This is a genomic window from Sulfitobacter sediminis, assembly GCF_040811725.1.
In the GTDB taxonomy this organism is placed as follows: domain Bacteria; phylum Pseudomonadota; class Alphaproteobacteria; order Rhodobacterales; family Rhodobacteraceae; genus Sulfitobacter; species Sulfitobacter sediminis.
In genome coordinates this window covers 154,958-168,688 of sequence record NZ_JBFNXX010000010.1, presented here as the reverse complement: position 1 = coordinate 168,688, position 13,731 = coordinate 154,958, and the positions used below count along the sequence as shown (strand labels likewise).

Sequence of the window (13,731 nt, the reverse complement as noted above, 5' to 3'; positions counted from 1 at the left end):
CTCTACACCCCGCAAGAATGCTGGAACTACTTTTGCGAGGCCGGATATGCTTCTACGTAAACTGGAAAAGCTTTAGAGCCCATTCACCGGGATTTCATTCACGCGCCGTGGGCAATGAAGGCACCTTTGCCCCCTCTTTTTGGCCGCATAAAGTCCCGGAGGTTTGGAGGCAGAGCCTCCAAATGCCCCGCAGGGGCATCCATCACCCCATCGCCCGCAGCCGCTTGATCAGGCTCGAAGTATCCCAGCGCCCGCCGCCCAGCTTCTGCACGTCCTTGTAGAACTGGTCAACGAGCGCCGTCACCGGCAGGCTCGCCCCGTTCTCATCCGCCGTGCGCAGGCAGATACCGAGATCCTTGCGCATCCAGTCCACCGCGAAACCGTGGTCGAAGTGGTCGTCCAGCATGGTCTCGTAGCGGTTCGACATCTGCCATGACCCGGCCGCCCCTTGCGAAATGACCTCGACAACCGCGCGCCCGTCGAGCCCCGACTTCTCGGCGAAATGCAGCGCCTCCGACAGCCCCTGCACGAGCCCGGCGATGGCGATCTGGTTGCACATCTTGGTCATCTGGCCGGCACCGCTCTCGCCGATGCGGCGGCAGATCTTGGCGTAGACATCCATCACCGGCAGGGCGCGATCAAAGGCGCCCGCGTCCCCGCCGCACATGATCGAGAGCTGCGCGTTCTCGGCACCCGCCTGGCCACCCGAGATCGGTGCGTCGACAAAGCTGATCTGCGCCGCGTCGGCAGCGGCATAAAGCTCACGTGTGACCGCCGCCGAGACCGTCGTGTGATCGACAAAGATCGCCCCGGCCTGCATCCCCGCAAAGGCCCCATCCTCGCCCAGGCACACCCCGCGCAGGTCGTCGTCGTTGCCGACGCAGGCCATAACGAACTCCGCACCCTGCGCCGCCTCGCGCGGCGTCGCGGCGGAAGCACCGCCGTATTCCTTCACCCAGGCCTCGGCCTTGGCCGCCGTGCGGTTGTAGACGGTGACCTCGTGACCGGCCTTCTGCAAATGGCCCGCCATCGGTCCACCCATTACCCCAAGTCCCAGAAACGCGAGCTTTGCCATTTGCTTTTCCTTGCTATTCAGTTGCGCTATGCCCGATCTACCTATCATCCCTCGCGCGGCGGTCAATCTGGACCATGCCGCGCGGCCCTTGCCGGAGATCTGAATGGCGCTGATATTCCGTTGGCTCATCCGCCTCACGGCGGGGCTCATTCTGCTAAGCGTGCTGAGCGTGGTGACTGTCTACTGGCTCGCCTCCCGCTCGCTGCCGGACTACGACGATGCGGTGACCGTGCAGGGCCTCTCGTCTCCGGTGGAGATTGTCCGCGACAATGCCAACGTGCCGCATATTTTCGGAGCAACCGATCACGACGTCTTCTTCGGGCTGGGCTTTGCCCATGCGCAGGACCGGATGTGGCAGATGATCATGTTGCGCCGCACCGCTCAGGGGCGGCTGAGCGAGGTTTTCGGAACCGCCACGCTGGAGATCGACAAGGTGCTGCGCCGCTTCGACATCTACACGCTGTCGGTTCAATCGGCCGAGGCGCTCGATCCCCGGACCAGGGCCGCGCTGGAAGCTTATGCCGCGGGCGTGAACGCCCGACTTGAGCAGATCAATACCGAGGCTCTGGGGCGCGGCGCGCCCGAGATGCTGCTGTTCAATGCGCCCATGGCGCCCTGGCGTCCGGCGGATTCCATTGCAATCACCAAGTTGATGGGCGTCCAGCTTTCGGGTCATCTGGAAGCCGAGGTAATCCGGGCCCGCACCTCGCTGGCGCTGCCCGATCAGGATCGGCTCAAGGACATCCTTCCCGACAGCCCCGGCCAGGGTGTCGCGGCCTTGCCCGAGTATCAGGCGCTGGTTCCGGGCGCGCCGCGCCACGCCGGGAACATACCGCTGAACCCGCACCCGCTCTCACCCTTCAAGCCCCGCGAACTGGCCGGTGCATCGAACGCCTGGGCCGCCGCCCCTTCCCGCTCTGCCTCCGGCGGCACGCTGCTCGCGAACGATCCGCACCTCGGCTTCACCGCGCCCGCGATCTGGTATCTTGCCCGGCTGGAGTTGCAGTCGGGTGGCGTGATCGGCGGCACGATCCCCGGCATGCCGGTGGTACTGACCGGCCGGAGCGCAGACCTGGGGTGGGGCCTCACCTCGGCCTACCTCGACGATCAGGACATCTTCATCGAGGAGCTCAACCCCGATAACCCGGAAGAATACCGCACTCCGGACGGCTTCAAGCCTTTCGAGACCCGGCCCTCGATCATCACTGTCAAGGATGCCGACCCCGTCACCCTTACCCTCCGCTGGACCGACAACGGCCCCGTCCTGCCCGGCACCCACTACAACCTCGCCAGCATCACGCCCCCCGGCCATGTGACCACCGTCAGCTGGACCAACCTCAGCCCACGCGACACTTCGCTCGCCGCCGCCATGCGGCTGATGGAAGCAAAGTCGGTCGAGGAAGGGCTCGCCGCCGCCGAAGGCTATGTCGCGCCCGCCCAGAACCTCACTCTGGTCGATCGCGAGGACATCGCGATGAAGATGATCGGTGCCATGCCCCGACGCGACGCCCAGCACCAAAGCCAGGGCCGCCTGCCCGCGCCCGGCTGGATCGCCGCGAACCGCTGGCAGGGCCGGATGCCCTATGCCGCCAATCCCGAGTTCGTGGCACCCGCCGGCGGTATCCTCGGCAATACGAACAACAAGACGGTCAACCGCCCCTTCCCGAACCATGTCTCCTTTCTCTGGGGTGACACGCAGCGTGTTCAGCGCTGGCAGCGCCTGATGCAGAACCGGCAGGTCCATACGCGCGACAGCTTCATCGAGGCACAGCTTGACACTGTCAGCTTCACCGCCCGCTCGCTCCTGCCGCTCATGGGCGCGGAGCTGTGGTTCACCGGAGAGGCCGCGCCTGACGGCACGCCCGAGCGCCAGCGCCAGCGCGCTCTCATACTGCTGGCGGGCTGGTCGGGCGAGATGAACGAACATCTGCCCGAGCCGCTGATCTACGCCGCCTGGCTGCGCAGCCTGCAGGCGCGGCTCATCCAGGACGAACTCGGCCCGCTGGCCGAGGAGTTCACCCATGTCCAGCCGCTCTTTATCGAGCGCGTGTTCCGGGACGTGGAAGGTGCGGGTGTCTGGTGCGACGTGATCCAGTCCACCCGGGTCGAGACCTGCCCCGAGATGGCCCGGCTGGCGCTGGACGACGCGCTGATCTGGATCAACGAGACTTGGGGCGACAACCTTGAGAGCCTGCGCTGGGGCGACGCGCATCAGGCAACCCACGACCACCAGGTTCTGGGCGAAGTGCCGGTGCTGCGGTATTTCGTGAACATTCGCCAGTCGACAAGCGGCGGGGACAACACCCTGCTGCGCGGGCGCACCAAGGGCACGATGCCCAATCCCTTCTACAACGTGCACGGCGCGGGCTATCGCGGCGTCTATGATTTCGCCGATCGGGATTCTTCGGTCTTCGTCACCTCGACGGGCCAGTCGGGGCATTTCCTGTCGCGCCACTACGACGACATGGCCCAGCTCTGGCGGCGCGGCGAATATATCCCGATGTCGCTGGACGAAGACCTTGCCCGTGCTGCCGCCGTGGGCGTGACTGTTCTGACACCCGCCCCCCGATGAACCGTGTGATCCTTTTCAACAAGCCCTTCGGTGTGCTGTCGCAGTTCACCGACAAAGGGACCGAGGGCAGCACCCGCCCCACCCTGTCCCCCTTCATCGACCAGCCGGGGTTCTACCCCGCCGGGCGGCTCGACAGGGACAGTGAGGGCCTGTTGGTCCTGACCGACAACGGCGCGCTGCAGGCCCGCATCGCGCATCCGAAATACAAGCGGCCCAAGACCTACCTCGTACAGGTCGAAGGCACGCCAGACGGAGCCGCGCTCGAGGCGCTGCGCAAGGGCGTCGATCTGAAAGATGGTCGCACCAAACCGGCGGAGGTGGCTGAAGTCGATCCGCCCGAAAACCTGTGGGAGCGCGATCCCCCCGTCCGGTTTCGCAAGACGGTGCCGGATGCCTGGCTGCGCATCACCATCCGCGAGGGGCGCAACCGGCAGGTGCGGCGCATGACGGCACATGTAGGGCTTCCGACGCTGCGGCTGATCCGCGAGAGCGTGGGGGACTGGCGTCTGAACGACCTGCGCCCCGGTGCATGGAGATGGGCGTCGGAGACGGGCGGCTGACGCTAGCCGACCGCCCGCGTAACAGCGACCCCGATCACGGCGACTACGCCGGTCAGGCACGTCCCCCAGGTGAAATCCGTCAACACCATTTGCCAGGTCCAGTCCTTCATCACGGCGAGCGATGTGAACTCATAGGTGCCATAGCCCGCTGCGCCGATCAGTGCCGCGTTGCCAAAGACCCAGAGCAGTGACTTGTCCTGTTGCAGCGCTGGCCAGGAGACGAACCAGAGCACCACGGCTACGAAGAAGGCATAGAACGCGAAGGCTGGGCCGATACGGATCTCCTCGGCCAGCAGGTGTCCGATGTCACGGTCGAAGACAGGTTTGATGAGATAGCTGAGGCCGACATAGTCGATGGCCAGGAAGGCCACGAGGCTGGTGAGGTACAGGATCAGGACGGTCATGGCAGGCTCCGAAATCGGGTTGGTGCGCTTCGAGATGGGGCGGGATCCGGAAAATTCGAATTTTCCGGCCCGAAGTTTTCGAAAACTTCGCCCGCGCTCAAAGCCGCTGGAACTGCGCTTCCTGTTTCGCGGACCAGCGCACGGTCAAATCGAAGCCGTCCTCGGTCTGTTTCTCCTCGACCACCACGTCCTGATCGAAAAGCCAGGCGCGCTTCTTGCCCTCCTTGAAATCCAGATGCAGATCCGCCTCGCGCACCGCGCCCTGCAGGGCTTCGGCGATGACACGCTGCAAGGCGTCCAGCCCCTCGCCCGTAATGGCAGAGATCGCCAGCACCGCGTCGTCGCGCCCTGCCCGCGCCCGCACGGCGTCCGCACGGTCGGGCGGGAGAAGATCGACCTTGTTCCAGACCTCGAATGTCCTGGTGTCTTCAAGCACCCCCAGCGAGACGAGGATCTCGCGCACGTCCTCGGCCTGTTCCTCGGTCTCGGCATGGGAGATATCGCGGACGTGCAGGATGATATCGGCGGCCAGCACTTCTTCCAGCGTGGCACGAAAGGCGGCGACAAGTTCGGTGGGCAGATCGGAGATGAAGCCCACGGTATCCGACAGGATCACCTCTGGCCCATCGGGCAACACAAGGCGACGCATGGTCGGATCGAGCGTGGCGAAGAGCATGTCCTTCGCCATCACCTCCGCCCCGGTCAGGCGGTTGAAAAGCGTGGATTTCCCGGCGTTCGTATAGCCCACGAGTGCAACGATGGGATAAGGCACCTTGGCCCGCGCCGCACGGTGCAGCGCGCGGGTCTTGACCACCTTCTCCAACTGCCGCTTCAGCCGGACGAGTTGTTCGTCGATGGCGCGGCGGTCCGCCTCGATCTGCGTCTCACCGGGACCGCCGACAAAACCGAGGCCGCCGCGCTGCCGCTCAAGGTGGGTCCAGGCGCGCACGAGCCGCGTGCGCTGGTAGTTGAGAGCCGCCATTTCGACCTGCAGAACACCCTCGCGGGTGGCCGCGCGGTCCGAGAATATCTCGAGGATCAGGCCCGTCCGGTCGAGAAGCTTCACCCCCCAGACCTTCTCGAGGTTGCGCTGCTGGACAGGGGTCACCGGACCATCGACCAGCACCAGTTCGATCTCGTTCTCCTTCAGCCGCTCCTGAAGGTCCGCGATCTTGCCTTTTCCTAAGAGCTTGCCCGCGTCGACCGTCCGCAATTGCACAACCTCGGACCCGACCACCTCGAGCGCCGGCAGCGCACGGGCAAGCGCGACAGCCTCGGCCAAAGCCGGCTCGGGCGCACGGCGCTCGGGATCGGTACGGATATCGGGATGCAAGACCCAGGCGCGGGTGACCCGCGGCCCCTCGGTCTCGTCAATCTGGAATGGCGCTTTGCTCAAGAAGCGTCTTCGCCCTCATACAGGCTGATCGGCTGGCTGGGCATGATAGTCGAAATCGCGTGTTTGTAGACAAGCTGCGACTGCCCGTCGCGGCGCAAAAGCACGCAGAAGTTGTCAAACCACGTGATGACACCCTGAAGTTTGACGCCGTTGATCAGGAAAATCGTGACCGGTACCTTGGTCTTGCGTACGTGGTTCAGGAACGCATCCTGAAGGTTCTGTCTGTCAGACGCCATCGGTGTTCTCACTTCATTTTTTCTTGCTGGCGCCCGCGTATCGGGCCCCCCCGTCCGAGCAACTATGTCGTGGAGTAAGCCGAGTTTCCACCCCAAATTTTGCGCACCTGCAGAAAATCCGGACCGGGTCGTCTCTACTTCTCGATTGTAGGTTTCCTAAGAACGCCACAGATCCGGGGTCAGGAGGGCGATGATCGCCAGCGTTTCAAGGCGTCCGAGGACCATCGCGGCACAGAGGATACCCTTGGCCATGGCGGTAAGCTCGATCAGGCGAATGGGCGCATCCGCGCCGTATTCGGTCAGCGGTCCGGTGGTTGAAAGGCTGGCCACAGACAGAACGATGGCCTGTTCAAAGGTGCTGCCCGTCAGCGTAAAGGCCAGCGTGATTCCGGCAAGCGAGATCGCGAAGAGCATGAAGAAAATCCAGGCGATGAAGGCGCCGTTGCTTTGCAATCGCCGCCCAACCGCGCCTGCCCCGCTGACCGAACTGGGATGAACCAGGCGCTCCATCTCGCGCGTGCCGTTCTGATAGAGCGCGAAAACGCGCAACAGCTTGACCCCGCCCGCCGTCGTGGCCACCCCCCCGCCGATGAGCGATAGCCCAAGCAGTATGAGCCCCGGCGTGCCGAGCCCCGACCAGTCCTGCGCGGCTGCCCAGTGTTCGGAGACAAACCCGGTGGTGGTCAGAAAGGACATCACCGTGAAGATCGACCCCCAAAGCGCGTATCCCGCATCCGACAGCTGCTCCATCGCGGCAACATCGAAGGCCCCGAGGAAATGCCGTGCAAAAATCAGGATCGGCACAGCGATCACCACGAAAATACCGATCCGGAATTCGGGATCGGTCATCAGCCCGCCCTGCGTGGCGGTCACGGTGTCCTTGGAAAAGGTCAGCCGTGACAGGGCAAAAAGCATGAAAAGGACCATCACCGCCTCGCCCGTCACGCCCACGCCGGATTCCTGCACACCGCCGATGGGAGAGATGCCCGACGTGGCCATGACCGACATGGCATGGCAAAGCGCGACCAGCGTCACCTCCCCACCGAACAGCAGCAACAGCCACAGCAGCAGCGTCAGCCCCGCGTAGATCGGGAAGAACGCGGTGAAGGCGCGCAGCAGCCGCTGGCGCGGGTCGATGGTCGCGGCGCGGCTGCTCAGCGCGCTGTCGCGCCTGCCGGGCTCGGCCTGGGCCGTGACCTCAAAGCCGCCGAGATGGAGCGGCGCAAGGATCGCCGAGGCCGCGACCCACATCAGCAATCCGCCCATCCAGCCGACCTGCGCGCGCCACAGGTGCAGTGTCCCGCTAAGCCTCTCGGGGTCGTGAAAGAGCGTGGCACCAGTGGTGGTCAGGGCGCTGACCATCTCGACGTAGGCATTCAGGAAGCGCGTTGTGGGCAGCGCCTCCACGAAGGGAATCGCGAAAAAGACCGGCAGCAGGATGAAAGCGGAAAAGAGCGACAGGAGCGGGCCAAGCGCGGTCTGCTCGGTGCGGCCACCGGAAAGGACCACGGCCAGCATCAGGAAGACCACGCCGCCCAGAAGCCCCGCGTAAAAGAACGCCCGCGCGGCGTCGAGATCGCGCACGATGACGCCGTGCACCGCCGGCACCAGCATCGACAGCGCACCGATCCCGAAAAGCAGCAGGAACAGCGGCAGTTGGACCAGCTCCGCTCGGATATAGCTTTGGCGGCTCATCGCTGGCCCCGCTCCCTAGAAAAAGTCGATGGAGACCTGCAAGAGCTGCTCGACCTGCGGCACATCCTCGGCCAGCGCAAAGACGGCGATGACGTCGCCTTCATCGATGCGCGTGTTGCCAAGTGGCCGGATCACCTTGTCGCCCTTGCGGACCATGCCGATCAGCGCGCCTTCGGGAAAGTCGATCTCGCCCACCGTGCGCCCCGCAATGGGCGAGGTGGAGAGCACTTCGGCCTCGATCACCTCGGCCTCCGCGTCGCCAATGGAATAGACCGCTCGCACCCGGCCGTGGCGGATGTGCCGCAGGATCGAGGACACAGTGGTGGCGCGGGGGTTGATGTAGGCATCGATGCCTAGCGGCGTCATCAGCGGCACGAGCGTCGGATCGTTGATCAGCGCGATCACGTAATCGCAGCCTTCCGCCTTGGCGCGTACGCAGGCCAGCATGTTGGTCTTATCGTCGTCGGTCACCGCCAGCATGGCGTCGGCACGGGCGATTCCCGCCTCCGCGAGCAACGCCGCATCAAGGCCATCGCCGTTCAGCACGATCGTCCGTTCCAGCGCCTCGGCGGCGCGTTCTGCGCAACGGCGGTTCTTCTCGATCACCTTGGTGCGGATGCGGCGAATGTCGGATTCGAGATGCTTTGCAACTGTAAGACCCACGTTACCGCCGCCGACCAGCACCACACGTTCCTGTTTCGAGACCTTTTTGCCGAAAATCTCCATCGTTCGCGCGATGTCATCGCGGTGTGAAAACACATAGCAATCGTCGCCCACGAAAAGCTGGTCCTTGGATTCCGGCGCAAAAAGCGTCCCCTCGCGCCGCACCCCGACGACCGTGGCGCGCAGGGTCGAAAAGAGATCGGTCAGTTGCCGCAGCGGCGTGTTCACCACTGGACATTCATCCTCGATGGTGATTCCCAGAAGATGCGCCTTTCCCTCCATGAACACCTCGGTGTCAAAGGATGCGGGAGCCGAGAGGCGCTGCAGGGCAGCGGCGGCCACTTCCTTCTCGGGCGAGATCACCACGTCGATGGGCATGTGGTCGCGCCGGTAGAGGTCGGAATAGATCGCGTCCAGATAGGATTGCGAGCGCAGGCGCGCGATCTTGCGGTTGATGCCAAAGACCGAGTGGGCCACCTGGCAGGTGACCATGTTGACCTCGTCGGAATGGGTCGCGGCAATGATCATCTCGGCATCGCGGGCGCCAGCGCGCTCAAGAACGTCGGGATAGCTCGCAAAGCCAGCAATACCCTGAACGTCAAGGCTTTCCGTCGCCATGCGCACCAGATCGGGGTTGCTGTCCACGACGGTCACATCGTTGCGCTCGCCACTGAGATGCCGCGCGATCTGCCAGCCCACCTGCCCCGCACCGCAAATGATAATCTTCATGCGCGTTCCTTCACGCCCCTCGCGCGGGCCACAGGCACAGGGCCGCACACCCGCTGGTCAAGCCTGTTTAGAGTGGATGCGTCGTCCCATGGCAAGGGTGAATTACGTTGCCTCGACGTCCGAAAGGGCGCAAGATTGTCATATGAAACCTAGCCTTCGTGCCTGTTTTGCCGCCCTTGCGCTGCTGGCGGCCTGCGCCCCGGTCGAGACCTATTACAAGCCCGGCGTGGCAGTCGACCGCCTGAACCGGGACACGACCGCCTGCGAGGTCAAGGCGCTGCGCGACGTCCCCGTCACCACGCTCACGCGGCCACGGCCGCCCATCTTCGTGCCGGGCAACCGGGTCTGCGACGCGGATGGCAACTGCCGGGGGCATCGCGGGTATTACATACACGGCGGTTACGAAACCTACGATCCGAACCTTGGCCTCCGCCTGCGGGTCGAACGGCAGTGCATGGCCGACAAGGGTTATGTCCCGGTGTCGATCCCGGTCTGTCCAGACACCGTGGCCCGCGCCGTGCCCCCGCGTGCGACGACCCGCATGCCAACGCTTACCGAACGATCTTGCGTGATCCGCAACCGGGATGGCAGCTTCCAGATCGTGACGCGCGGCTGAGCTTCGGTCATGGAACAGCGGTGACCCGCGACCGGTCGTATCGGCGCAGAACCCCTAGCTGTCCTCCGTCTCCTTCTCCTCGTCCACATGGGCCACACGCACCCCGGACTTGGCCGAGGTGACGACACCCAGCGACTTGAGCTTGCGGTGCAGGGCCGACCGCTCCATGCCGACAAAATTCGCGGTGCGGGAAATATTGCCGCCGAAGCGGTTGATCTGGGTCAGCAGATATTCCCGCTCGAAGGCTTCCCGCGCCTCGCGCAGAGGCAGCGTGGCCAGGGCCGAGGACAGGACAACGCGGCCATCATCTTCACTGCGATCGTCCTCACCCGGCAGCTCGCGGGCCTCGATCGGTCCCGTACCGTCACCGAGGATCAGCACGCGTTCTACAAGATTCTTCAACTGCCGCACGTTGCCCGGCCAGACCATCGTCTGCATCAGCGCGACAGCATCCTCCGACAGCTCCCTTTGCGGCAGGCCCTGCGAGGCATTGAATTCTGCGATGAAGTGTTGGGCCAGGATCGGAATATCCTCGCGCCGGTCCTCCAGAGAGGGCACCGCGATGGGTACGACATTCAGACGGTGATAAAGCTCCTCGCGGAAGCTCTCCGCTTCAATGGCGGCCTGCAAGTCCCTGTTGGTAGAGGAAATGACCCGCAAGTCGACGCGCACCTTGTCGTTGCCGCCGACGCGGGTGAACTGCTGGTCGACGAGCACCCGCAGGATCTTGGACTGGGTGCCGATTGGCATGTCGGCCACCTCGTCGAAGTAGATGACCCCGCCATGCGCCTGCTCCAGCAGCCCCGGCTCCACGCCCCGGTCAGGGCTTTCGCGGCCAAACAGAACCTCTTCCATGCGGTCAGGCTCCACTCCCGCGCAATTCACGGTGACGAAGGGGGCCGAGGCGCGGTTGGAGTTGGCGTGAATGTAACGCGCGGCGATTTCCTTGCCGCACCCGGCCGGCCCGGTCAGCATCACGCGGCCGTTCGACTTCGTGACCTTGTCAAGCTGGCCAACCAGCGCGCGAAAGGCAGCGGACTGGCCCAGCATCTCGGCACTGGCCACATCGCGGCGCTTGAGCGTCTGGTTCTCGCGGCGCAGGCGCGAGGTTTCCATGGCGCGGCGGATCACCACGAGCAGTTGGTCGATATTGAAGGGCTTCTCGATGAAATCGTAGGCCCCCTGCTTGATCGCCGCCACTGCGATCTCGATGTTGCCGTGGCCCGAGATGATGACAACCGGTACGTCCGGATTGTCTCGCTTCGTGGCTTTGAGGATGTCGATCCCGTCCATCCGGCTGTCCTTGAGCCAGATATCGAGAATCATCAGCGCGGGTGGCTCGGCGTTGATCGCCGCCATGGCGTCGTCGGAATTTCCGGCGAGGCGGGTCGCATAGCCCTCATCTTCCAGAATATCCGAAATCAGTTCACGAATATCGCGCTCGTCGTCCACGATCAGAATGTCACCCATCCGCTGTCTCCATTCGTTTCTCTGTTGTCGTTGCCGGCGCGATGGGCAGCGTGATCACCGCCATGGCACCAAAGTGGTCCTGCCCGTCGAAAACGGGCGCGTTTTCGAGGCCAAGGCTGCCGCCGTGTTCCTCGATGATCTTCTTGACGATGGGCAGGCCAAGGCCCGTCCCCTCGCTGCGGGTCGTTACATAGGGTTCGAACAGCCGCGCACGGTCCTCGGGAAGGCCGATACCGTTGTCTGCGATGGTGATCGCAACGTCGGTTTCGCCCGCCTTCATGGTGACCGCGATCTGCGGCGCCAGATTGTCCGGTGCGGCCTTTTTCTGCAGGGATTCAATCGCTTCCCCGGCATTCTTGATAAGGTTGGTGAGCGCCTGAGAGATCATCGTCGCGTCGATATCGGCCATGACCGGACCGTCTGGCAGATCGGCCGTGATGCGGACGTCGGGTTGCCCGGTCTGCTGCAAAAGCACCGCGTCGCGGACCAGTTGCACTAGGTCCTGTTTCGCCGTCTCCGGCTCAGGCATCCGGGCAAACTTGGAAAACTCGTCTACGATCCGGCGCAGATCGCCTGTCTGGCGAATGATCACGCCGGTCATCTGCTCGAGGCTGTCGCTGTCGTCCCCCACCTTCGGGGCGAATTTGCGCCTGATGCGTTCTGCCGATAGCTGGATCGGGGTCAGCGGGTTCTTGATCTCGTGCGCGATGCGGCGCGCCACGTCGCCCCAGGCGGCCATCCGCTGCGCGCTCACCAGGTCGGTGACGTCGTCGAAGGCCACCACGTAGCCTTCCAGCCTGCCGTCCTCGGCCCGGCGCGTGGCCATACGCACCAGCAGATTCTCCATGGCCCCCTGGCGCGAGACCTTGACCTCGCCCTGCGCGACCTCGCCGGGGCCCGATGAGATGGTTTCGAAGAGCGGCCCGAACTCGGGGATGGCCACGGCCAGCGCCACCGACTGCTGGTCCTCCGACCAGTCCAGCAGGCGCATCGCCGACCGGTTGACGAATGTCACGCGACCTTCGGGATCAAGGCCAACGACACCCGAGGTGACCGAACTAAGCACCGAGTCAAAAAGCCTCCGGCGCCGCTCGATCTGCCGGGTATTGTCGAGCAGCGTCTCCCGCTGGACCTGAAGCTGCTTGGTCATCTGGTTGAAGTAGCGCCCGAGCATGGCGATCTCATCGTCACCTTCCTCCTCGCGCACCTGCACATTCAGATTGCCCGCGCCCACCTGCTGGGCCGCACCGGTCAGGCGCCCGACGGGGCCCGAGAGCCGCTCTGCGAACCACAGGCCAAGCCAGACAGCGGCAAGAATCAGGATCACCGCAAATGCAAGGTAGAGCAGGCCGAACTCGAAAAGCAGCCTGCCGCGTTCGGATTCCAACTGCTGGTAAAGCCGCGCGGTCTCCGTCGTATCATCGAGCAATGACAGGATGTCCCCGTCAACGTCACGGCTGACGTAGAGGTACCGGTCCAGAAACGCCTGCATCGGCACAAGCGCGCGGAATTCGTTGTTCTCCCAATCCTCAATGACAACGAGCCCCTCCTCGTTCGCCTCGGCAATCTGCGCGGACGTCGGCCGTTCGAAGTCGAAGAGATAGGACCTGTCGCCGCGCGCGCGGATTTGGCCGGTACCGTCGATCAGATAGGCCTCGCGCAGACCCCGCTGGATCTGACGTTGCCCTTCGCCCAACAATTCGCTGTCCGAGAGCAAAATGCCCTGCCGTCGGGCGCTGTCGATGCTGCGTGCCAGCGCCTCGGCGTCGGATATCAGGTCACTGCGCTGTTCCGCCTCATAAGCCTGGGCGGCGGCAAGGGACGATCCGACCACGCCGCGCACCCGGTCCGAGAACCAGCCTTCCAGACCGACGTTCACGGTGAGCCCAGCGAAAACGGCCACGGTGACGGTGGGAATCAGGGCCATGAGCGCAAAGACGCCGGTCAGGCGCAGATGCAGGCGGGAGCCTGCGGATTTCGCCCGCCGTGCCGCGATCAGCCGCGCAACCTCCGACAGGACAAGCGCCGCGACCAAGAGGACATAGACAAGGTCTGTAAGCAGAATCAGACGGAGCGAAAGTGTATCTGCACCTTGCCCCAGCGGCCCCAGCACCTGGTAGGTGGCAAAGGCCAGAACCGGCCCGAGAACGACGAGGCTGAGCGTGGCAAGATTGCGCACACGTTTGACCCGCCGCAGGCGGCCAAGCCGTTCCAGGGTAAAACTGCGTGACAGGGTTGCCACCCGCTGTCCTCACCGATGATGTGGTGCCCGCACGCACCAACCGCCCTATTTTGTGGTCCTGATCCCGCTCAAC

General features: G+C 64.2%; 11 protein-coding genes. 3 read left to right on the top strand and 8 right to left on the bottom strand.

What is annotated here, in order from left to right; translation table 11 throughout:
* Positions 1–202 precede the first annotated feature (202 nt).
* Complete coding sequence (locus AB2B41_RS14415) at positions 203–1,123, bottom strand: NAD(P)-dependent oxidoreductase (RefSeq protein ID WP_367878510.1); 921 nt, start codon at positions 1,121–1,123, stop codon at positions 203–205.
* A 55-nt stretch (positions 1,124–1,178) separates the two neighbouring features.
* Between AB2B41_RS14415 and AB2B41_RS14410 the strand changes: the two genes are divergently transcribed.
* Both AB2B41_RS14410 and AB2B41_RS14405 read left to right on the top strand, forming a co-directional pair.
* Positions 1,179–3,647, top strand: a complete 2,469-nt coding sequence (locus tag AB2B41_RS14410; protein ID WP_367878503.1) for a penicillin acylase family protein — start codon at positions 1,179–1,181, stop codon at positions 3,645–3,647.
* Positions 3,644–4,207, top strand: a complete 564-nt coding sequence (locus AB2B41_RS14405; RefSeq protein WP_367878502.1) for a pseudouridine synthase — start codon at positions 3,644–3,646, stop codon at positions 4,205–4,207. The genes AB2B41_RS14410 and AB2B41_RS14405 overlap by 4 nt, the downstream gene beginning before the upstream one ends.
* 2 nt (positions 4,208–4,209) lie before the next feature.
* Here AB2B41_RS14405 and AB2B41_RS14400 read toward each other — a convergent pair whose 3' ends face one another.
* The 5 genes from AB2B41_RS14400 to trkA form a co-directional block, all read right to left on the bottom strand.
* A complete protein-coding gene (locus AB2B41_RS14400; protein ID WP_367878501.1) occupies positions 4,210–4,611 on the bottom strand; it encodes a DUF2177 family protein in 402 nt (133 codons plus the stop codon).
* A 97-nt stretch (positions 4,612–4,708) separates the two neighbouring features.
* Entirely contained in the window at positions 4,709–6,007 is a 1,299-nt protein-coding gene (gene hflX / locus AB2B41_RS14395) for a GTPase HflX (protein WP_367878500.1), read from the bottom strand.
* Complete coding sequence (gene hfq / locus AB2B41_RS14390) at positions 6,004–6,243, bottom strand: RNA chaperone Hfq (RefSeq protein ID WP_007119530.1); 240 nt, start codon at positions 6,241–6,243, stop codon at positions 6,004–6,006. The genes hflX and hfq overlap by 4 nt, the downstream gene beginning before the upstream one ends.
* A 156-nt stretch (positions 6,244–6,399) precedes the next feature.
* Complete coding sequence (locus tag AB2B41_RS14385; RefSeq protein WP_367878499.1) at positions 6,400–7,938, bottom strand: TrkH family potassium uptake protein; 1,539 nt, start codon at positions 7,936–7,938, stop codon at positions 6,400–6,402.
* A 15-nt stretch (positions 7,939–7,953) separates the two neighbouring features.
* Positions 7,954–9,330, bottom strand: a complete 1,377-nt coding sequence (gene trkA / locus AB2B41_RS14380; protein ID WP_367878498.1) for a Trk system potassium transporter TrkA — start codon at positions 9,328–9,330, stop codon at positions 7,954–7,956.
* A 142-nt stretch (positions 9,331–9,472) separates the two neighbouring features.
* Here trkA and AB2B41_RS14375 point away from each other — a divergent pair, with 142 nt between their 5' ends.
* Positions 9,473–9,946 (top strand): hypothetical protein, encoded by a 474-nt coding sequence (locus AB2B41_RS14375; protein WP_367878497.1) that lies wholly within the window; start codon positions 9,473–9,475, stop codon positions 9,944–9,946.
* A 54-nt stretch (positions 9,947–10,000) separates the two neighbouring features.
* Here AB2B41_RS14375 and ntrX read toward each other — a convergent pair whose 3' ends face one another.
* Together ntrX and AB2B41_RS14365 are read right to left on the bottom strand one after the other, a co-directional pair.
* Positions 10,001–11,416, bottom strand: a complete 1,416-nt coding sequence (ntrX, locus tag AB2B41_RS14370; protein WP_367878496.1) for a nitrogen assimilation response regulator NtrX — start codon at positions 11,414–11,416, stop codon at positions 10,001–10,003.
* A complete protein-coding gene (locus tag AB2B41_RS14365) occupies positions 11,409–13,658 on the bottom strand; it encodes a sensor histidine kinase NtrY-like (RefSeq protein WP_367878495.1) in 2,250 nt (749 codons plus the stop codon). The genes ntrX and AB2B41_RS14365 overlap by 8 nt, the downstream gene beginning before the upstream one ends.
* Between the last annotated feature and the right edge of the window lie 73 nt (positions 13,659–13,731).